This window comes from Idiomarina sp., assembly GCF_019431395.1.
Classification (GTDB): Bacteria; Pseudomonadota; Gammaproteobacteria; order Enterobacterales; family Alteromonadaceae; genus Idiomarina.
Window position 1 is genome coordinate 2,773,875 of the sequence record NZ_CP080268.1, and the last position, 21,823, is coordinate 2,795,697.

Here is a 21,823-nt window from a genome sequence, read left to right on the forward strand (position 1 = left end):
TGGCGGCAAGTTGGGTATAAAACCTGGATATAAAAAATTGGGTATAAAAAAAGCGCCCGGTTGGGCGCTTTTTGGTTTGGTGCGCTGCGCGCAGGCTTAGGCCACGTTTATGGTCGGGATGATATTTTCCTTGGCCGCTTTTTCTGCGTCGCGGAAGGCATCCATTTGGTCGAAGTTGAGGTATTTATAAACTTCGCCAGCCATCGAGTTAATGTCTTGTGCGTACTCCAGGTACTCTTCCGGCGTTGGTAAACGGCCGACGATAGCACCGACCGCTGCTAATTCAGCAGAGGTCAGGTAAACGTTGGCGCCGTCGCCCAAACGGTTCGGGAAGTTACGGGTCGAGGTCGATAGTACTGTTGAGTTTGGCTCAACGCGGGCCTGGTTACCCATACACAGTGAACAGCCTGGCATTTCGGTGCGCACACCGTTACGCTCGTAAATGTCGTAATAGCCTTCGGTTTCCAGCTGAGCTTTGTCCATCTTGGTTGGTGGTGCAATCCACAAACGGGTGTTCAGCGGGTCAGAGTTCTTCTCTAACAGTTTACCCGCCGCACGGAAGTGACCAATGTTGGTCATGCACGAACCAATGAACACTTCGTCAACTTTGTCGCCGGCAACTTCGCTTAAGAACTTAGCGTCGTCAGGGTCGTTCGGGCAGCAGACGATTGGCTCTTTAATTTCGTCCAAATCGATTTCGATAACTTCTGCGTATTCGGCATCTTTATCGGCACGCGTCAGTGATGGGTTCTCAAGCCATTCTTCCATCTTACGAGCACGACGCTCAAGCGTACGCGCATCGCCGTAGCCTTCGTTGATCATCCAACGCAGCATGGTGATGTTAGAGCGCAAGTACTCACTGACTGAATCTTCTGACAAGTTGATGGTACAACCCGCTGCAGAACGTTCTGCCGATGCGTCTGACAGTTCAAACGCCTGCTCAACAGTCAGGTGCTCAAGACCTTCGATTTCCAGGATGCGACCTGAGAACGCGTTTTTCTTACCGCGTTTTTCTACGGTCAATAAGCCGTCTTTAATAGCAAACGCAGGAATCGCGTGAACCAGGTCACGTAGGGTAATACCCGGCTGCATTTTACCTTTAAAACGCACCAGTACTGATTCTGGCATATCCAACGGCATAACACCGGTTGCGGCTGCGAAGGCAACCAAACCAGAACCTGCAGGGAACGAAATGCCCAGCGGGAAACGTGTATGCGAGTCACCACCAGTACCGACGGTATCTGGCAACAACATACGGTTCAGCCAGCTGTGAATAATACCGTCATTCGGGCGCAACGAAACGCCGCCACGGTTCATGATGAAGTCAGGCAGCGTATGCTGAGTTTCAACGTCAACCGGCTTCGGATAGGCAGACGTGTGGCAGAAAGACTGCATAACCAGGTCAGCGTTAAAGCCAAGACAAGCCAGGTCTTTCAGTTCGTCACGGGTCATTGGACCGGTGGTGTCCTGCGAACCCACGGTGGTCATTTTCGGCTCAACGTAAGTGCCGGGACGCACGCCGTCCATACCACAAGCTTTACCCACTAACTTCTGTGCCAGGCTGTAGCCTTTGTCACTGTCTGCAGGCTGCTCTGGAGTCAGGAATAAATCAGAGTGACCTAAGCCCAGTGATTCACGCGCCTTGGTGGTTAAGCCACGACCAATGATCAGGTTGATACGGCCACCGGCACGTACTTCGTCAAGAATAACGCGTGACGCATAGTCGTACTCAGCGATAACATCGCCCGATTCGTTTTCAATTTTGCCTTCGTATGGGTAAATAGTAATGACATCACCCATATTCATTTTTTCGACGTCGGCTTCAAATACCAACGCACCCGCGTCTTTCATGGTGTTGAAGAAGATAGGCGCGACTTTGCCGCCAATACAGATACCGCCCGCACGCTTATTCGGCGTACCCGGCATGTCTTCACCAATGTTCCACAGGACAGAGTTGGTTGCTGATTTACGCGAAGAGCCAGTACCTACGACGTCGCCTACGAAAGCAACCGGGTGACCTTTTTCTTTCAGCTCTTCAATCTGCTTACCTGCATCCGTGATGCCTTCGCGAGGCATTTTGTACATGGCTTTAGCATGCAGTGGAATGTCAGGACGTGACCAGGCGTCAGGTGCTGGTGACAGGTCGTCGGTGTTGGTTTCGCCAGTCACTTTAAAGACGGTCGCTTTAATCTGGTCAGCCATTTTGTCACGGCTGGTGAACCACTCACCTTCGGCCCATGACTCAACCACTTCTTTAGCCAGCGCATTACCGGCTTTCATTTTCTCTTCAACGTCATGGAAGGCGTCGAACATTAAGATGGTGTGCTTTAATTCTTCGGCTGCTAAACGACCTAGATCAGCGCTGTCCAATAACTCAACCAAAGTCACGATGTTGTAACCACCGTGCATATTGCCAAGCAATTTAACAGCGTCTTCTTTGCTGATAACCGGGCTTTGCACTTCGCCTTTTACCACGGCGCTTAAGAAACCGGCTTTAACGTAAGCAGCTTCGTCTACACCCGGCGGCACACGCTCGGCCAACAATTCGACTAAGAACTGCTCTTCGCCTGCAGGCGGATTTTTTAATAGTTCGACTAAATCAGCAACTTGTTCTGCTGTTAATGGCTTGGGAGGGATGCCCTCTGCGGCACGTTCTTCCACGTGCTGGCGATATTCTTTAAGCACTCGAATTACCTCTTATTGACTAGCATGGTTTGAATGCTGCGCATTATACGGAAATTAGCGCCAAATTCCCATGTTATGGGGGCATTCACGCAATAAATGTGGTGAATGCCATGTCCCACAGTGATGTCGCCGCGGGACCGAGTGAACGCGAGGCCGATCGAATCAGGTGAACCTCTAAATCGACTTGTTGGACAAAGCCGGGAATCGATATTTCATGCAGCTGACCGCTGGCAAGGTAAGTGTGCACCATATGCTTCGGAATAACTCCCCAACCGAGGCCGGCGAGTAATAATTCCCATTGCGTCGACACGTCATTGGCCTGAATACGACGTTGGCTTGGTAGCCGCAAAATAGCGTCCATACTGATACCAACGTCAAGGTTTTGCGGTATCAGCATGGGTAGATTCAGTAATTGTTGGCGGGAACGCGGCATACCGCCGGCCGAATTAACCAGCGTGTCCGCAATTACTACGGTTAATTCAAATGGCGCTATGGCAATGGTTTCAAAATCACCATACTGACGAAACAATGGTAACCACGGGCAAATGGCAAGATCGACCTCACCTTGATTAACGCGTCGCAAACTGCGCAATTGAGATTCGCCTTCTATGCGGATCTCTGTTGCTGGATAGTGACGCTGCAGCTCACTAATACTTTTTAACCATAGACTGGCGTCACAAGTGTGGTCATAACACAGCGTGACGTGCGGTTCAGCGCCTTCGCGTAAGCTATCGGTGAGTGTTTGCAGACGTTGGTGCTGGCGCAAAACCTCTTCGGCCTGGCGCAGGTATTGTTGGCCATGGGCAGTCAACTTTAGGCGGTAGCCACTGCGATCAAACAACGCGAAGCCAGCTTCTTGCTCGAGCTTCTTGAGCGCCATGCTAATTGCCGACTGGGTTTTATACAGTCGCTGTGCGGCTTGTTGAAGGCTGCCGGTATCCGCGACCGCCTGCATCATTTTTAAATGCGAGATGTTCATAAAAACTGATTAACTTAACAATATTATTTCAATATTACTGTAGTTAATTTATGGCTAGAATAATAGCTAAATGCTCGATATTAACGACTGAGAAAACCCCATGCGTGCGTTACTAATTTCTGCTTGTTTACTGATTATGCCGTTACTGCTGCTATCCGGCTGTAGCGAGGCGCCTACTGAATCAGTGGCGCAAAAGCCACCGCGACCGGTGAAAATAGCCGTGGTCGAGGATGCGGCGGCAGCGCAACTGCGCGAATTCCCGGCGGTGGTACAAGCGACAGAAGTCGCTCAGTTAACCTTCCGCGTAGCGGGGGAAATTAAACAGCTTCCGGTGCGTGCCGGAGCAGACGTTAAACAGGGGCAGCTGATTGCGGCACTCGACCCGAAAGACTATCAATTAGCGGTGGATCAAGCCAAAGCGCAATATGACCTGGCTTCATCACAATACCGACGCAACGAAAAGTTGGTTCAACAAGGGGTAATGTCCGAAGCACAGTTTGATCAAATTGAGTCGCAGCTGGCGGTGGCAAAATCAAATTATGAAACTGCCCGGGCCAACCTCGGCTATACCGAGTTGCGGGCTCCCTTTGATGGCGTGGTGGCGCGTCTGGCGGTGGAAAAATACGAAAATGTTCAGCCACAACAACCGATCGCAACACTGCAAATTGCCGATGCCATTGACGTGGCTATTCAAGTGCCGGAGAACCTATTTGCACGCGTGGCTAAACGATTGGATTACGAGCCATTGGTTGCTTTTGATGCGGCGCCGGAACAACGCTTTTTAGCGCACCTCAAAGAATGGGATTCGCAAGCAGACCCGGCAACCAACACTTATGAGGTGGTTTTTACTCTGCCCAAACCTGCTGAGTTAAATATTTTACCAGGTATGACAGCCACCGTTATGGTGGATTTAAACAAAGTGCTGAGACGCATGCTGGATGGCGTTTTGGTGCCGTCTGCTGCTGTATTTACTGATGCGCAGGGCGGCAGTTATGTTTGGCGGGTCAAGGATGATATGACGGTCGAGCAGGTAGAGGTGAGCACCGGTAACATGACCAATAACGGGTTGCTGATCAGCACGGGCCTGAATGCGGGCGATCGCGTTGTTGCTGCAGGCGTACAACAACTGCAGGCGCAGCAGCAAGTGCGGGAATGGAAGCGCGAGCGGGGGCTGTAATGAATATTGCCCAGTACAGCATGGAGCGCAAAACCAGCAGTTGGCTGCTGCTGTTAATTCTGCTTATTGGCGGGTTAGTTAGTCTAACTCAGCTAGGGCGGTTGGAAGATCCTAAATTTACTATCAAGCAAGCCATGGTTATAACGCAATACCCGGGCGCATCGGCACAGCAGGTGGAAGAAGAAGTCAGTTACCCGCTCGAGAACGCGATTCAGGAACTCAGTTACGTGGATCACGTGCGGTCAATTTCTAAGCCCGGACTGTCGCAAATCACCGTTGAGATGAAGTCGATTTACCGCGCAGATGATTTGGAACAAATATGGGATGAACTGCGGCGTAAAGTGAATGACGCTGCGCGGGCGTTGCCGCCGGGGACTAAAACGCCGATGGTACGCGATGATTTTGCCGATGTTTACGGGGTGCTGCTGGCAATAACCGGCGATGGTTACTCCTATCAGGATATCGAGCATTATGCCGACTTTTTAAAACGCGAGTTGGTATTGGTTGATGGCGTAGGCAAAGTGGTCGAAACTGGCCAACAGCAACAACAAGTGGTGGTCGAGGTTTCGCGCGCCAAACTCAGTAATGTCGGTATTCCGCCGGCACGCATCGCTAACTTATTAACGACGCAAAACACAGTAGCCGACGCCGGAAGAGTTACGATCGAAGACGAGGCCTTTCGTATAGCTACCAGTGGCGAGTTCGAGTCGGTCGAAGAACTTGCCAGTTTAGTTATTTCCAACCCCGGCGCCGAGCAACGTATTTTTCTTAAAGATGTAGCTGATGTGTATCGCACCGTGGCGGAAATTCCACAACAAATTGTTCGCTATAATGGCCTGCCGTCGGTGTGGCTGGGGTTGTCCTTTGCCGATAATGTAAATGTTGTCGATGTGGGAGAACGGGTTGAATCGCGGCTGGATGAGCTGAATTACGCACAACCCATCGGCATGCAACTGGCGCGTATTTATGATCAGCCGCATGCGGTCGAAAACTCAGTTAACAACTTTCTACTCAACCTGGTTGAAGCGGTCGCTATAGTGATTATTGCGTTATTGCTGACAATGGGGTTTCGCAGCGGGTTATTGATTGGTTCGGTGTTGTTGCTGACGGTATTAGGCACCTTCATTTTTATGAATGTGTTTGCAATCAATCTGCAACGGGTATCGCTGGGGGCGCTCATTATTGCGCTGGGTATGCTGGTGGATAATGCCATTGTTATTGCCGATGGTATAGCCGTAGGTATGCGGCGCGGGCAGTCAAAATTGCAAGCCGCGGTGATTACGGTAAAACAAAATCAATGGGCTCTGCTAGGGGGAACTGTTATTGGTATTATTGCGTTTGCGCCCATTGGTTTATCCGCTGATGCGACCGGAGAGTTTGCCGGCAGCTTGTTCTGGGTGCTGTTAATCTCGTTGTTGTTAAGCTGGATTACTGCATTGATACTGATTCCGTTTTTAGCCGACCGACTGTACTCGCAAAACGACATCAACAGCAACACTGGCGGTGACACCAATAGTGATGTGTATAGTCACCCGGTGTACCAGGCCTATCGTCGGTTTTTGCAGCTTTGCCTGCGCCATAGAGTCTTCACCATGTTATTAATGGCTGCGTTATTGGTGGTATCAGCAGCAGGATTCAAGCAAGTCAAGCAAGTCTTTTTTCCGCCATCGACCACGCCCATGTTTTATGTCGACTTATGGTATCCGCAGGGCACTGACATACGTACCACAGCACAGGATTCGAGCCGCCTTGAGCAGTTTTTGTTGCAGCAACCGCAAGTGGTTTCAGTGTCAACCACCGTTGGCCAGGGAGCTCCGCGATTTACCCTGACTTACCTGGTGGAGAAGGCTTACGAGAGTTATGCTCAGTTGATTGTGCGGGCGCAGGATACTGAGGCGATGGAACAACTCATGGCCAAAGTGAGGGAGCAAATTCGTCGTGCTCACCCGCAGGTCGAGGACAAGCTGGTACGCGTCGAGATAGGCCCGGCGACGCCGGCTAAAATCGAAGCTCGTATCAGCGGAGCAGAGCCTGAGGTGCTGCGCCAGTTAGCGAAGCAGGTTGAAACGATTCTGCGCGATGATCGGGGTGCGATGAATATCCGTCATGACTGGCGTAATAAAACCAAATTATTGCGGCCGCGATTTGATGAATCGGCGGCACGCCGTCTTGGCGTAACCAAGCAAGATGTGAATGATTTACTGCGCACCAATTTTGTTGGCCGTCAGGTGGGGCTTTATCGCGATGGTACAGAGCTGTTACCGATCATCTCGCGGGCACCGGCCAGTGAACGAGTTGATCTGGATAATTGGCAGGAGTTACAAATTTACAGTCCGGTGATGGATCGCTATTTGCCGCTGGCGCAGGTGGTCCGGCGTATTGATGTGGAGTGGGAAAACGCATTGATTATGCGGCGTGACCGCAAACGCACCATCACGATAATGGCGGATCATGATGTGTTGGGCGAAGAAACCGCAACGGCAGTATTTGAGCGTGTCAGACCTAAAATTGAAGCATTGGAACTCCCCTTAGGTTATCAACTGGAGTGGGGTGGCCAATACGAGGCTGCTAATAAAGCGCAGTCAGCCTTGTTCAGTTCGTTGCCGCTGGGTTTTCTGGTAATGTTCATTATTACTGTGTTGTTGTTTAACTCTGCGCGTCTGGGGTTGGTATTGTGGACCACGGTACCACTATCGATAGTGGGGGTTACCGCAGGGCTGTTGATACTGGACAAGCCCTTTGGTTTTATGGCGTTGCTGGGCTTTTTAAGTCTGTCAGGTATGCTTATCAAAAATGGCGTGGTGCTATTAGAGCAGGTCAATGTGGAACTGGCTGAGGGTAAAGCGCCACATCAAGCGTTGGTGGATGCGTCGGTTAGTCGGGTCAGACCGGTGGCGATGGCTGCGGCAACCACTATTTTGGGTATGTTACCGCTGTTATTTGATGACTTTTTTGCCAGCATGGCAACGGTGATTATGTTCGGGCTTGGCTTTGCCACAGTACTAACGCTTATCGTGGTACCGGTGATGTACTCACTCATCGCCCCAAAGCCGCGCTAGGCGTCAACTTCAAGCGCTAGGCGTCGCCTCCGGCGACTTGCTGGGCGGCACGCGCTGCCTGGCAAGCGGCCGCAGGCCGTGCCTAGCGCTCGAATTCGACGCCTGGCGTTATTGTTGTTTTATCCAGTCGTTGATGTGTGACTCCAGGATATCCAATGGGACACTGCCGTTTTCCAGTATCGCATCGTGGAATTCGCGGATATCAAAATCAGCGCCCAGTTCGCTTTCAGCTTTTGCACGTAGCCGCTTGATTGTTAGCTCACCTAGCTTGTAAGACAACGCCTGTGCCGGCCAGGTAATGTAACGATCAATCTCGGTCTTTACATTATGTAGCGACAGCGCGGTATTGCTGGCCATAAAATCAATAGCTCGCTCGCGGCTCCAGCCTTTTGCATGCATACCGGTATCGACCACCAGTCGGGCCGCTCGCCACATTTCATAACTCAAGCGGCCGAAGTTGCTGTATGGGTCCTGGTAAAAGCCGGCTTCGAGGCCAAGGTATTCTGAGTAAAGTCCCCACCCCTCGCCGAACGCTGAAATATAGGTTTGTTGGCGATATTCCGGCACACCTTCAAGCTCACCGGCGATAGCATTCTGCAGGTGATGCCCGGGAACTGCCTCGTGCAGCGTCAGGGCTTCCATCTGGTACATTGGGCGACGATCCAGTGCGTAGGTGTTTACCCAATAGAAACCGGCGCGGTCGTCGCGGTTAGTGCCCGAATAACGACCCGTAGTATATTTAGGTGCAATCTCTTCTGGTACCGGGGCTATGCCGTAGGGCTTACGCGGTAAGGTTTTAAAGAACTTAGGCAGTTCGCCGTCCATTTTCTTGGCAATCCAGGCAGCATACTGCAACAGCTCTTCAGCTGTTTCCGGATAGAATTGCTCGTCTGTACGCAAAAAATTGACGAAGGCATCGAAGTCTCCGTCGAATCCGGTTTGCTCAATAACACGAAGCATTTCGGCCCGGATGCGGGCGACCTCCTGCAGGCCAATGTTATGTATCTCGTCGGCGCTCAGGTCAGTGGTGGTGTAATGCTCGATGCGATTTTTATAGAACGCGTTACCTTCCGGTAATTCGCTGGCGCCTACTGATTCACGGGCGTTTGGTAAATACTCACTGACCATAAAGGTAAAGTAGTCGTCATAGGCCGGCATGACTTGTTCATCGATAACCTGGCGCGCTTGCTGTTGTAACTGCTGCCATGTTTGATCATCTATAAACTTAGGCTGTTGATTGAACGGGTCGTAATAAACACTATCAGACGCGTCCTGTACGATATACGCCAAAATACTTTCTTCGAAGCCGACCATTGCTGCTTTAGGTTGCGTATAACCTTGCTCAATAGCCTGTCGTAACCATGCGGTTTGTTGTTCCATATAACGGTTTATGGTGCCGAGTTTGGCGACGTAGTCGCGATAATCCTGTTCGCTATTAAACTGCGTGTAGCCGGGCATAAATGCCAACGAGCTGTGGAACGAGCCTTCTGCTGTCAGTGGCATCAGGTGTGCTTTAAAACGATACTCATCGACATGGTTTTTTAACGTATAGTGGATCATTGCATGGTTAATTTTTTGCTGTTTATCCAACTGTGTTGTGTCGATAGTGTTAAGCTGTTCCAGCCATGCTTTATTACGCTGATAACGTTGCTCTAATGCGTCCGCGGACATATCCGGTAGTGCTGTTTTGTGCGGCGCTGACAGCGCTTGCCAAATTTTATCAGCGAGTTTAGTGAACTGTTCAGATTGTGAGCTGGCGACAACCGCGTTATTGTTAGTTGTTGAAGCGGTCGTATTGGCTGGCTGGCTGGCACAACCGGCCAGCGACAACATAGCTAAAGCAATGACAGTCTTGCGCATGATTTTTCCTTGCGAAGCAATAGTAAATAGAGGCATTCTATAATGCCTGCAGTTCATAGCAATGTAAAAGAACCGACCAAAAAACATAAAACGGGGTTAACTTTGCTCAAAGCTCAATCCGGCGTCTGCGCCGAACCCAACCTGCACGGGTTAACGTTATTCTGCAATGTCATGACCGACGATGTTGACGCGGTGCGGGGTAAATTAGCGCGCATACCAGATATCATTAAGGAACTGGATGACCGGTTTTCTGAATCGATGCTGAATGGGTTTATTGCCATTGGCGCTGACTACTGGGATGTGGTTTACCCGGAAAAAAAACCACTGCATTTAAGACGTTTTCCTGATTTGGCACAAGGTGATCGGGATGCGCCGCGACAACCCTTTGACCTGCTTTTGCAAGTTCGTTCAGATCGCTTTGACGCCAATTACCTGGCGGGGCGAACCTTGCTCGAATGGTTGGGTTATGATGTCGAGGTCGTTGAACAATTGCGCACCTTCCGTTACCTGGATGGTCGCGACTTAACCGGATTTATCGATGCGCCGGATAATCCGCGAGGCTTACGCAAGCGCAGTGTGGCTTTACTGGACGAGCCGATGGATAGCGAGTTTGCAGGCGGCAGCTATCTGTTTTTGCAAAAATTTCGTCATGATTTGCGTCATTGGGATCACCTCGGCAGTGATAAACAACAGCAATTGATGGGGCGAGACAAAGTATCGGGCGAGCGTATGTCGGAAGCAGAAATTGAGGGCGTTACCCACGCGATAAAAACGCGGCTGGTTGGCGCAGATGAACAGCCCATCCCGCTATTGCGACAAAACATGCCATGGGGCGATTTACGCGAACAAGGGCTACTGGGGCTGTATTTTAGTAATCAGCCAAAAGCTGTGACTGAGTGGTTAAAAAGTCGTTATTTAGAGGACGAACAGGGTCATTATGACCCGCTACTGGACTTTACCCAAGCCGTAACCAATGCCAGCTTTTTTGTGCCCTCAACCGACTTTTTAAAACGCTATCGCTATGCGGTGCAACGGGATTTACTAAACGAGACTGTGGATCAAGTATCAGATACGACCGAGTGAGTGGCAAACAATTCTTTGACTTTGGTCAGGGTAAAGTCAATTTCTGAAACCTTTAATGGCGCAATAAAAATGGTGTCATCACCGGCGATGGTTCCCAGTACACCCTCTTTTTTGCCCACTGAGTCAAGTAGACGGGCAATCAATTGTGCAGCACCGGGGCTGGTACGGATAATAACCATCACATCATTATGCTGAATATCCAGAACAAGCTGATTTAATGGTGCTTTGGCTGAGGGGACACTCATTTCAGCGGGCAAACAATAGACCATCTCCTGTTTTGCGTTGCGGGTTCTGACAGCGCCATGTTTACTTAACATACGCGACACTTTGGATTGGCTGACATTGCTGAATCCCTGCGCTTTTAAGGCATCAACGATTTCAGTTTGAGAGCCATAACGCTCTTCTTTAAGTAAGGCTTTAAACGCGTCCAGTAAATCAGCTTTGGTCATGTTATTGAATCCGCAGGTTAGCGAGTAAATTTGTAATTTTTACCCTATTAGAGTACAGTTTTGCGCCAAATATTGCATAACTATTCTATGCTTATGCAGTATCTTATCAACCAGTTAAATGGAGTCTGAGATGAAAGTAGCCGTATTAGGTGCGGCCGGTGGTATCGGCCAGGCATTGTCATTACTTCTTAAAACTCAATTACCTGCGGGTACAGAGTTATCCTTATATGACGTTGCGCCGGTTGTTCCGGGTGTAGCCGTTGACCTTAGCCACATCCCGACTGACGTTAAAGTCACTGGCTTTGGTAAAGACGATCTCGCGTCAGCTTTAGTCGGTAGCGATATCGTGTTAATCCCAGCCGGTGTGCCACGCAAACCAGGTATGGATCGTTCAGACTTGTTTAATATGAACGCAGGTATCGTCGCTAACCTGGTACAGGGTGTTGCAGACAACTGCCCTGACGCATGTGTCGGTATTATCACTAACCCGGTAAACACGACAGTGCCTATCGCTAAAGAAGTACTGAAAAAGAACGGTTGTTACGACAAGCGTAAACTGTTCGGTGTTACCACATTGGATGTTATCCGTTCAGAAGCATTCGTTGCTGAATTACGTGGCTTAAACCCGGCTAACGTTAATGTACCGGTTATTGGTGGTCATAGCGGCACCACAATTCTGCCATTGTTATCTCAGGTAGAAGGCGTTGAGTTTACCGAACAGGAAATTAAAGATCTGACGCACCGTATTCAGAATGCTGGTACTGAAGTTGTCGAAGCAAAAGCTGGCGGCGGTTCAGCTACCTTGTCTATGGGTCAGGCAGCAGCGCGTTTCTGCTTGTCACTGGTCAAAGGTTTGCAAGGTCAGGACACGATTGAGTGCACTTACGTTGAAGGCCCTGGTGATCACGCAACTTTCTTCGCTCAGCCGGTACGTTTGGGTAAAAATGGTGCCGAAGAAGTACTGCCGTACGGCGAAATTAGTGCGTTTGAAAAGCAATGCATGGATGACATGCTGGACGGCCTTAAAGGCGACATCCAACAAGGCGTCGACTTTCTTTAATAAAAAAACGCGCTTCGGCGCGTTTTTTTATGCTTGGCGCCGCAGGCGGCGCCAAGCTCCAGAAGGCTACCGCAAAGTTAAAATTTCCTGTACCATGGCATTTCCGTTAAATTATGTAAAAACAGATAGCTATGATGGATATGCAGTCCATTAACGCGTTAGCCAAAAGCGACATGCTTGGCGTCAACGCGCTGATCGGTGAACAGTTAACCTCGGACGTCGCACTCATTAATCAACTCGGTCTATATATCGTCAACAGCGGCGGTAAACGACTGCGTCCCTTACTGACGGTTTTGGCCGCGCGAGCTCTGAATTACAACGGTAATAAACACCTCAAACTGGCTGCAATTATCGAGTTTATTCACACAGCGACTCTGTTACACGATGATGTTGTGGATGATTCCGAGTTACGCCGCGGGCGTAAAACCGCTAATGCGGTGTTTGGTAACGAGGCCTCGGTATTAGTCGGTGACTTCCTTTATACCCGCGCATTTCAGATGATGGTTCAGGTTGAATCGATGCCGATTTTGCAGATTCTGGCCGATGCGACCAATATCATTGCCGAGGGTGAGGTTCTGCAGTTGATGAATTGCAACGATCCCGATACCACCGAAGAACGCTACTTTAACGTCATTTACGGCAAGACAGCGAAGCTATTTGAAGCGGCAACACAGACCGCGGCAATACTAACCGGGCAAACAGACGATGTTACCGCAGCAATGGCCGATTACGGTCGTTACTTGGGCACGGCATTCCAATTGGTTGATGACCTGCTGGACTATACGGCTGAAACCGAAACCATGGGCAAAAATGCCGGCGATGACCTGGCTGAAGGCAAACCAACCTTACCACTTCTCTATGCCATGTGGCATGGCAATGATACCGAGCAGCAGCTGATTCGCGCAGCCATCGAAAACGGTGACGGACGTGAGCACTTGCAAACCGTGCTAACGGCAATGCATAGAACCGGCGCGTTAACCTACACCCAAGAAAAAGCACTAGCGGCGGCGCAACAGGCAAAGGATGCTTTAGCAGGTATTCCGGAGTCTGACTACAAACAAGCGCTCTTCTCTTTAGCGGATCTGTCGGTCAACCGAATTTCCTGAGCAAAATGGAGTGCCTGGCGCCGCCTGCGGCGGCTTGCCCGGCGGAACGAGCTGTGCCGTGCCTTGCTTGGCGCGGGCTATGCCCGCTTGCCAGGCGGCGCTCCGCGCCTTGCGAAAAGCTGAGCACGCGCCTGCGGCGCGGCGAACCGCCTTGCGCCGTAGGCGCAAGTCGCGGTGTTAAACAGCAAGCGCCGGGAGGCGCGCCCAGCAAGGGCGTGCGGAGCACGGCCGCCAAGCAAAGCGCGGCGAAGCAAGCGCTGCCCAGCGAGCGGCCGCAGGCCGCGACAAGCGGAAATTAACGCTTGCGTTAATTTCTGGTTTTAAGTACAATTCGCGCCCTGATTTAAATTTGGATACCCAATAGGGTAGTGGAGATTACTATGTACGCAGTATTCCAAAGTGGCGGTAAGCAGCACCGTGTGACTGAAGGCCAAATCGTCCGCCTGGAAAAACTGGAAGCAGCTACCGGAGACGTAGTTGAGTTCGACCAGGTTTTGATGGTTTCAGATGGTAACAACGATGTAAAAATCGGTGCGCCATTCGTATCAGGTGGCAAAGTGAAGGCAGAGATTGTCGATCACGGTCGTGGCGATAAAGTTAAAATCGTCAAGTTCCGTCGTCGTAAGCACTCGCGTCGTCAGCAAGGTCACCGTCAGTGGTTCACAGAAGTGAAAATCACTGGTATCAACAGCTAATTAAGGAGTAACGACATGGCACATAAAAAGGCTGGTGGTTCTACTAAAAACGGTCGCGACTCAGAGAGTAAACGTCTCGGTGTTAAGCGTTTCGGTGGTGAGTCTGTATTAGCAGGCAACATCCTTGTTCGTCAACGTGGTACTAAATTCCACGCAGGCGACAACGTAGGTATGGGTAAAGACCACACCTTGTTCGCGACTGCAGAAGGTAAAGTTTCTTTCGAAACTAAAGGTAACAAAAACCGTAAATTTATCAGCGTTATTTCTGATTAATTTGCCGGTTGCCTAGTCGCTTGCAGCGCGAGCGTCTGATTTTTAAGCCCCGCCTATATCAGGCGGGGCTTTTTCATATGTGCTAAGATTTTATCCGGGCATTCAAGCAAAGTAAGTGTATTCATGAAATTTGTCGATGAAGCAGAAATCCGCGTTGAAGCGGGCGACGGTGGTAATGGCTGTATCAGCTTCCGCCGCGAAAAATATATCCCTAAAGGTGGTCCCGACGGCGGTGACGGGGGCGACGGGGGCGACGTTTACCTGGAAGCCGATGAGAACTTGAACACGCTCATCGATTATCGATTTGAGCGTTTTCACCGGGCGCAACGTGGTCAAAATGGCATGGGTAAAAACTGCACCGGCAAACGCGGTGAAGACATTACCTTGTATGTGCCGCCTGGTACCCGGGCTGTCGATGAAGATACCGGCGAGGTACTTGGCGACCTTACTCGTCATGGTCAGCGCCTGATGGTTGCAAAAGGCGGCTTTCACGGCCTCGGCAACACGCGCTTTAAAAGCAGCGTTAATCGTGCTCCAAGGCAAAAAACCGATGGCACACCGGGCGAAGTACGTCAGCTCAAGCTTGAACTGATGTTGTTAGCCGATGTCGGCCTGCTGGGTATGCCTAATGCCGGTAAATCGACCTTTATTCGATCGGTTTCGGCGGCTAAACCCAAGGTTGCTGACTATCCATTTACTACCCTGGTGCCAAATCTGGGCGTGGTGCGACCTGCAAATCATCAAAGCTTCGTTATCGCAGATATTCCCGGCTTAATTGAAGGTGCTGCTGAAGGTGCCGGGCTGGGTATTCAATTTTTGAAGCATCTGGAACGCTGCCGCTTGTTATTGCACCTGGTGGATCTGGCGCCATTTGATGAGAGTGATCCTGCCGAGCAAGCGCGCATCATTATCGATGAGCTGGAAAAATACAGTCCCAAACTGGCAGAAAAACCGCGCTGGCTGGTAATTAATAAGATTGATCTGGTATTAGAAGAAGAACGTCAGCAGTTAGTTGATGAACTGGTTAAAGAGCTTAATTGGGACGGCCCGGTATATCAAATTGCGGCGCTCGAAGGGCGCGACACGGATAAACTGTGCCGCGACGTTATGGCGTTTATCGAAACCATGCCGTCACCTCACGAGGAAGCTGAAAAGGCAACCGAGACTGACCCGGTCGACTTTAAGTGGGATACCTACCACGAACAGGCGATGCTGGATGCAGAAGACGAAGATGACGACGATGACTTTGATGATGACGACTACGACGTCGAAGTGATTTACGAGCGGTAACAGCGGCTCGCTGCGCTCGCGGTGTAGCTCGCAGCCTTTGGCGCGAGCTTAACCCCGTGCGCCGAAGGCAGCACGCTACTCCGGCCGCAGGCCCTACACCGCGAGCGAAGCGAGCCCATACCGGCGAAGCCGAAACCCGTGCGCCGAAGGCAGCACGCTACTCCGGCCGCAGGCCGTAAACCGCGAGCGAAGCGAGCCCGTACCGGCGAAGCCCTGAATCACGAGCGCAGCGAGTCTAAAAGGAGCGGTAATGAAAATATCCTTAGTGGCGGCCATGGCGAATAACCGCGTTATTGGCAAGGACAATAAAATGCCCTGGCACATTCCCAGCGAGCTAAAATATTTCAAAAAAATTACGCTGGGTAAGCCAATTGTTATGGGTCGCAAAACCTTTGAATCGTTAGGACGTCCGTTGCCGGGTCGCAAAAATATCATTCTATCTAATCGAACAAACCCGCCGCAAAACCCGAACGAACAGGTGGTTTGGGTGTCCGGAGTTAAACAGGCTATCGCCGCGGCGGGGCCAGTTGATGAACTGATGGTGATTGGTGGCGGAAAAATTTATGAAACTTTTTTACCGCTTGCTGATCGGCTTTATGTTACCGAAATCGAATTGAATGTTGCTGGCGATACTTACTTCCCCGATTACCAGCAACTAGCCGAGTGGAGTGAGATTGAGCGGCACGAAGTTGCCGCCGAGAGTACTCAAATACCGGCTTACACTACGCGAATTCTCGATAAACAACGTTAACTAAATGTTAATAAATCAACAGCTTAGTTAAAAATCTGCCGTTGATAGAGCTGTTGATTCGTAGTATTATTCTGGTGAAAATTTGAGCAGTTTAGTGATAGGGGTCACATAAATGAAAGCATTGTTATTAGGCTCGGTGATGGCAGCGGTAGCGGCAACCGGAGTTACATTTTCTAAAAACGCAGAAGCTAACGAATTGGCATTAAGTCTTTGTACATACGTACAGGGAGACGACACCATGCGTATGCGTAAAAAACTGCGTGACTCGCGCGTGCGTATTCGTGACGTGTACACCGGTATTCAATGTAATGGTCAAAGCTTGTTGCAGTTTGCTATGTCCAACGGCTCTAACGATGTCGGTACGTTTATCGTCGGGCGCCTGGCCGTTGATGATTTGAAAGGCTCAGGGGACTACGAGTGGGCACAGTCAAATGGACACGGTGGTTCACCTATCGCACAAGCAATTAAAGAGCGCGCCGGCCTTTAATTCTAAAGCACACCAAAAGCATTAAAGGGGCTGCTCATGCAGCCCTTTTTTGTATCTTTAAAAAATTAATATCTGCTAACACTTTTCTGCTTAAAACTGATTGCTAAACCTACCAAGAGCAGTAACATAGTTCCCTTACGCGTAACAGCAGGGAATGACAATGCGATCAGCTTGGCACTATTTAGAGACGCTGGGGTTAGTGGCATTAGGGCTACTCATCAGCGCTACTTCAATAACGGCCTCAGCCAACCAGGATACCTCTCAGGAAACAGCCGAACCTTGTTTTATCAACGGTGTTGATGAGCGTTTAAACTGCGGTTTTGTAAAGGTTCCCGAAAACTATAACCAAGCTGATGGTAAGCAGATAGCTATTCATTACGCGGTGTTACCGGCGATATCAGAGGGTAAGCGGAGCGATCCGTTGTTAATTCTTGCAGGCGGGCCAGGGCAGGCTGCGACTGAATTAACGCCAATGATCGCAAAAATTTTTGAGCCGGTGCGCAAAACGCGCGATATTGTGTTGATTGATCAGCGTGGTACGGGCAAAAGTAATCCATTACAGTGTGAAGTTGATCATGCCGATGAGCTGCTACAAACCGATGATGCGCAGAGCCTGACAAAACTGGCAGCTGGATGTCTGCAAAAATTTGAAGATACCGACACCTTACAGTACACCACGCTAAACAGCATTAAAGATTTTGAGCAGGTACGCGAACATCTGGGCATCAAACAGTTTAATTTATACGGCGGCTCTTACGGCACGCGCGTCGGTTTAAAGTACCTGCAGCACTATCCCGACTCTGTGCGCACAGCAACCCTGGATGCGGTGGCGCCGCCACAAGTCGTTATAGGCCCGTTTGGACTGCATGCGAGCCTGGCATTTAACAAGTTAGTTGAAGACTGCAATCAACAACTGCGCTGTGAGCAACGCTTCCCTAACGTTAAAAACGACTACCAGCAGGTGATGCAAGCGTTAGACGAACAGCCGCAGCGGTTACAGATCAACGACCCGCTAACTAACCAACCTACGGATATCCTGCTGTCATCTGGCCGCTTTAGCTCGATTATTCGCTTAGCGCTATATAGCCCGATGACGCGTCAGTTATTGCCTTTTACTATTAATGAGGCCGCTGCCGGAAATTTTCAGCCGGTTCTGGGGCTAATGGGCAGCACGACTGTTGCTGCGCAAAATTCAATTTACCTGGGCTTAATGTTGTCTGTGTTATGTAGCGAAGACTTACCACGCGCCGATGCGCAGCTACTGGCACAGGACGCCAACAACGACTTTATCGGCGGACGCACCGGCGAAGCGTTTCAGGCATTGTGTAAAGCCTGGCCAGCCGATGCTGTAGCAGCAGAATGGGCAGCACCGGTTGAGTCCGACAAGCCGGCATTGTTATTGTCAGGCACTCAGGATCCGGTTACACCGCCGCGCTGGGGCGATATCGCCGCCCGCACCTTAACTAACAGCGCTCATTTTGTTGCTGAACATGCCAGCCACACTATCGCCAGCCATACCTGCGCAAACAAAATTATTGCTGACTTTATTGAAGCCGGTAGCGTGCAGGACTTATCCGGTGAGTGCCTGAAAAAACGCGTCGCCCAGCCATTTGTACTTAACGTTAATGGCGAGGGACTGTAATGATTGAGGTAAAGCAATTAAGTAAGAGTTTCAAGGACGTAAACGCGCTTAACTCGCTTACGTTTAGTGCTCCCGATGGGCAAATCACGGGGTTGCTCGGCCCTAACGGCGCCGGTAAAACCACCTGTCTGAGAATTATCTATGGACTGTTACAGGCGCAACAGGGACAGGCTCTTATTAACGGCATCGATGCTAATCAACAGCCGATTCAGGCTCGTCGGCAGATCGGTATATTCCCTGATAAATTTGGTCTCTACGAACGCCTGACTGTGCGCGAACAGATTGCTTACTTTGCGCAATTACATGGCTTAGCCGGTGAAAAGCTGGAGCAGCGGGTAGCGCAAGTGATTGAGCAACTGGATATTGTTGAATTGGCCAACCGTAAGTCAGCAGGTTTCTCGCAGGGTCAGCGCATGAAAGTGGCATTGGCGCAGGCATTGGTTCACGATCCCAAACACCTTATTCTCGATGAACCCAGCCGTGGTCTGGATGTAATGAGTACCCGCATACTGCGCGATATCCTGCGCGAACAACGCGCGCAAGGCACCTGCATTTTATTCTCCAGCCACGTCATGCAGGAAGTGGCCGCATTATGCGACCGGGTGGTGGTTATGGCAAAAGGTAAGGTGGCCGCTGAAGGAACGCCTGACGAACTATGTGAATTAACCGGCGAGAGCGCTCTGGAAGAGGCGTTTGTAAAAATTATCGGTAGCGATGAGGGGATTGCAGCGTAATGACGATGACGACACTCATATGGCGCAAAGAATTTAAAGATGCGCTACGCGATAAGCGGTCTGTATTGGCGGCTATGTCATACGCGTTCTTCGGACCCATGTTGATGGCGGTTGCGTTTTTCTTTTTGATTAATCAATTGACCGACCCTTCTGACGTTGAGATTAGCATTGAAGGCAAAGACAATGCGCCCGAGCTGATACAACACTTGCAACGGATGGGGATTACCGAACGGGCCAGCCCCTGGCCGGATACGGTTACGCCGATTACGTTAATGATTCCTGCACAATGGGATGAAAAAATGCAGCGTGCAGAGCCCATCGACTTAGTGTTAAAAGCTGATTGGTCAGCACAGAAGCAACAAAGTGATATTAAACGCGTAGAACGGGCCATTCAGGGTTATGCCGCGCAGATCACGCATTACCGGCTAATTCTGCGGGGCCTTGATCCGCGCGTCGTACAACCCATTCAACTGAATAAAAACGACCTGGCGACGCGTGGTTCAAAAGCAGCATTAATACTGGGTAGTGTGCTGGTTTTTATTATTTTATCGGTGTTCTGGTCCGGTATGAATGTGGCTATCGATATCAGCGCCGGCGAGCGGGAGCGTAACTCGCTCGAGTTTCTGCTTTCACAGCCACTAAGTACACAATCCATTGTCTGGGGTAAAACTCTTGCGGCAGCCAGCTTCGCGATCTTCGGCGCCGCATTGTCATTAATACTGATCCCCATTATTTTTAATTTTGTGCCGCTGCAGGACATTGGCATGAGTGTCAGCTTTGGCCTACCAATGATGCTGTTGATGTTCGTTTTATTGATCCCGCTTGCATTGCTGGCAACGACCTTACAGCTTTTTGTATCCTTTAGGGCGAAGAACTTTAAAGAGGCACAAACCTATATTAGCTTTTTGTTGATTATTCCCATGGCGGCTTCTTTTGGCGTTGAGTTTGCTCGTTTAAAAACGCCAATACTTTATTATTTGCCGCTTACGGGACAGCATCAGACATTTTTATCGCTCATCCGCGGCGAGGCGATTAATTGGATAGGCACCGGTGTTAGCGCATTAGCGACCATTGCATTGGCATTAGTTATTGGCCAGGCCATTGCGCGCATGCTGAAAAGTGAAAAAACGGTGTTCGGGCTTTAACCTGTTAACGTGCGCATTGTGCGCACGCTACTCGGTCATCCGGGCATAATGGTAGAACGCCCACTGTCCTATGCGGCGCAACGGTGCAAAGGGGAAGCGCTTAAGCGGAGTTTTGTAATAGGGCAGGTCCGGTAACTTATCACCCATTGCGGCTTCTGCCAGGCGTTGTCCTGCAAGTGCCGAGAAGCTAACGCCGGCACCGCAGTAGCCCATGGCTGCATAGGCATTGTCGGCGACGGCCCCAACTCGTGGGTAATCATCCAGCGACACACTGACCCAGCCACTCCAAAAATGTTGCCACTGTTTAATATCTGCCAACGCAGGGAATGAGCTTTTTAACGCATTGAGCAGGTGTTGTGCATAAAACGGGTCATTAGCATTGCGGCCACGAATGGCACCGCGCCCGCCCATTAATAAGCGGTTATCCGGTAACAGCCTGAAGTAATACTTGAGAGTACGCGTATCCATAAAAGCGTGTTGCGGGGTTAGATGGGTCTGCTGCAATTGTTCTTCGGTTAATGGCGGGGTAGTGATAATACTCGACAAAACCGGCAAAGAACGGCAGGTTAACGGGCCGAATAAGGTATTGGCCGTGTAAGCATTGGTGCAGACTAATAATTTATTACACTCTACCACGCCCATCGAGGTTTTTACCCGCCAGCCGGCCGCCAGTCGTGTAATAGATTCGGCACTGCAATGTTCAACCAGTGTTGCACCAGCATCAGCCGCAGCCTTTGCTGACGCCGCTGCCAGCTTTAACGGGTTTACCGTAAAACAGTCGTCAAACTTAAGGCCGGCAAAGGCGTGTTGGCTGTTGACCAGCTGCGGTAATTCTTCAGCTGTTAACCAACTGACCGGTTGCTTAAAGGCCGTCAGCGTTTGGTATTGCTGCTTTAAGGCCGGTACCGCCTGCGCGCGGTGGGCAAGCTTGATGTAGCCACCGGATTGACGGTCGCAGCGCGAGGGTGTTGCATCAATGTGCTGACGGATACGCTGATGAGCAAGCTCATGTTCTGCGGCAATGTTTTCCGCCATAGCGGTACCGAACTTATTTGCCCACTGGGATAGCCCTAAGCGACCGGTGCTTTTCATTACAAAGCCGGCATTACGACTAGAGCATCCCCATGCCAATGCATTAGCATCGATAACCGTCACATCACGCTGGTATTTACCGGCTATAGTCTGAGCGGCATTGAGGCCGGTATAGCCAGCGCCAATGACTAAGACATCGGTATGTGCGGGTAGCTCGCCACAACAGGGCCATTCAACGGCGGTATGCGCTTGCCAGTAACTGTCTGCACGCGGCTGGTGCGAGTGTAACTGTTGGTCGGCAAGCGGATCATACATA

At 50.5% G+C, this 21,823-nt stretch carries 18 protein-coding genes; 13 read left to right on the forward strand and 5 right to left on the reverse strand.

Annotated features, from left to right (window positions below):
* Window positions 1-96 precede the first annotated feature (96 nt).
* Window positions 97-2,685, reverse strand: coding sequence for a bifunctional aconitate hydratase 2/2-methylisocitrate dehydratase (locus KZ771_RS13455; RefSeq protein ID WP_290573708.1), 2,589 nt, complete (start codon window positions 2,683-2,685; stop codon window positions 97-99).
* Window positions 2,686-2,770: 85 nt separating this feature from the next.
* Window positions 2,771-3,664, reverse strand: coding sequence for a LysR family transcriptional regulator (locus KZ771_RS13460; RefSeq protein ID WP_290573710.1), 894 nt, complete (start codon window positions 3,662-3,664; stop codon window positions 2,771-2,773).
* A gap of 100 nt (window positions 3,665-3,764) precedes the next feature.
* Here KZ771_RS13460 and KZ771_RS13465 point away from each other — a divergent pair, with 100 nt between their 5' ends.
* Both KZ771_RS13465 and KZ771_RS13470 read left to right on the forward strand, forming a co-directional pair.
* Complete coding sequence (locus tag KZ771_RS13465) at window positions 3,765-4,841, forward strand: efflux RND transporter periplasmic adaptor subunit (RefSeq protein ID WP_290653899.1); 1,077 nt, start codon at window positions 3,765-3,767, stop codon at window positions 4,839-4,841.
* On the forward strand, window positions 4,841-7,900 hold the full coding sequence (locus tag KZ771_RS13470; RefSeq protein WP_290653900.1) for an efflux RND transporter permease subunit: 3,060 nt from the start codon (window positions 4,841-4,843) through the stop codon (window positions 7,898-7,900). Before KZ771_RS13465 ends, KZ771_RS13470 begins: the two co-directional genes overlap by 1 nt.
* Window positions 7,901-8,008: 108 nt before the next feature.
* On the opposite strand, the gene KZ771_RS13475 is transcribed toward KZ771_RS13470, so the two are convergent.
* The gene (locus tag KZ771_RS13475; RefSeq protein WP_290653901.1) at window positions 8,009-9,760 is read right to left on the reverse strand and encodes a DUF885 domain-containing protein; all 1,752 of its coding nucleotides are present in this window, start codon (window positions 9,758-9,760) and stop codon (window positions 8,009-8,011) included.
* A 42-nt stretch (window positions 9,761-9,802) separates the two neighbouring features.
* Here KZ771_RS13475 and KZ771_RS13480 point away from each other — a divergent pair, with 42 nt between their 5' ends.
* A complete protein-coding gene (locus KZ771_RS13480) occupies window positions 9,803-10,843 on the forward strand; it encodes a Dyp-type peroxidase (protein ID WP_290653902.1) in 1,041 nt (346 codons plus the stop codon).
* Here the strand turns inward: KZ771_RS13480 and argR are convergent.
* Window positions 10,819-11,292 (reverse strand): transcriptional regulator ArgR, encoded by a 474-nt coding sequence (gene argR, locus KZ771_RS13485; RefSeq protein ID WP_133540881.1) that lies wholly within the window; start codon window positions 11,290-11,292, stop codon window positions 10,819-10,821. The genes KZ771_RS13480 and argR overlap by 25 nt on opposite strands.
* Window positions 11,293-11,422: 130 nt before the next feature.
* Between argR and mdh the strand changes: the two genes are divergently transcribed.
* From mdh to KZ771_RS13535, 10 genes are all read left to right on the forward strand, one after another.
* A complete protein-coding gene (gene mdh / locus KZ771_RS13490) occupies window positions 11,423-12,352 on the forward strand; it encodes a malate dehydrogenase (RefSeq protein ID WP_133540879.1) in 930 nt (309 codons plus the stop codon).
* A 134-nt stretch (window positions 12,353-12,486) separates the two neighbouring features.
* Complete coding sequence (gene ispB, locus KZ771_RS13495; protein ID WP_290654864.1) at window positions 12,487-13,458, forward strand: octaprenyl diphosphate synthase; 972 nt, start codon at window positions 12,487-12,489, stop codon at window positions 13,456-13,458.
* Window positions 13,459-13,838: 380 nt separating this feature from the next.
* Window positions 13,839-14,153, forward strand: a complete 315-nt coding sequence (gene rplU / locus KZ771_RS13500) for a 50S ribosomal protein L21 (RefSeq protein WP_133538579.1) — start codon at window positions 13,839-13,841, stop codon at window positions 14,151-14,153.
* Between the two features lie 15 nt (window positions 14,154-14,168).
* Window positions 14,169-14,426, forward strand: a complete 258-nt coding sequence (gene rpmA / locus KZ771_RS13505; RefSeq protein WP_133538580.1) for a 50S ribosomal protein L27 — start codon at window positions 14,169-14,171, stop codon at window positions 14,424-14,426.
* 123 nt (window positions 14,427-14,549) lie between these two features.
* On the forward strand, window positions 14,550-15,716 hold the full coding sequence (cgtA, locus tag KZ771_RS13510; RefSeq protein WP_290653903.1) for an Obg family GTPase CgtA: 1,167 nt from the start codon (window positions 14,550-14,552) through the stop codon (window positions 15,714-15,716).
* A gap of 250 nt (window positions 15,717-15,966) precedes the next feature.
* Window positions 15,967-16,467 carry a type 3 dihydrofolate reductase gene (gene folA, locus KZ771_RS13515; RefSeq protein WP_290653904.1) on the forward strand — a complete coding sequence of 167 codons (501 nt, stop codon included), beginning with the start codon at window positions 15,967-15,969 and terminating at the stop codon, window positions 16,465-16,467.
* A 112-nt stretch (window positions 16,468-16,579) separates the two neighbouring features.
* Window positions 16,580-16,954, forward strand: coding sequence for a DUF3718 domain-containing protein (locus tag KZ771_RS13520; protein ID WP_290568877.1), 375 nt, complete (start codon window positions 16,580-16,582; stop codon window positions 16,952-16,954).
* A gap of 160 nt (window positions 16,955-17,114) precedes the next feature.
* Window positions 17,115-18,596: an alpha/beta hydrolase gene (locus KZ771_RS13525; protein ID WP_290653905.1), complete on the forward strand. Its 1,482-nt coding sequence runs from the start codon at window positions 17,115-17,117 to the stop codon at window positions 18,594-18,596.
* Window positions 18,596-19,330, forward strand: a complete 735-nt coding sequence (locus KZ771_RS13530) for an ATP-binding cassette domain-containing protein (protein WP_133538585.1) — start codon at window positions 18,596-18,598, stop codon at window positions 19,328-19,330. Before KZ771_RS13525 ends, KZ771_RS13530 begins: the two co-directional genes overlap by 1 nt.
* Window positions 19,330-20,475, forward strand: coding sequence for an ABC transporter permease subunit (locus KZ771_RS13535; protein ID WP_290568882.1), 1,146 nt, complete (start codon window positions 19,330-19,332; stop codon window positions 20,473-20,475). Before KZ771_RS13530 ends, KZ771_RS13535 begins: the two co-directional genes overlap by 1 nt.
* Window positions 20,476-20,502: 27 nt before the next feature.
* Here the strand turns inward: KZ771_RS13535 and KZ771_RS13540 are convergent, their stop codons facing one another.
* Window positions 20,503-21,822, reverse strand: coding sequence for an FAD-dependent oxidoreductase (locus KZ771_RS13540; protein WP_290568884.1), 1,320 nt, complete (start codon window positions 21,820-21,822; stop codon window positions 20,503-20,505).
* Window position 21,823 lies beyond the last annotated feature (1 nt).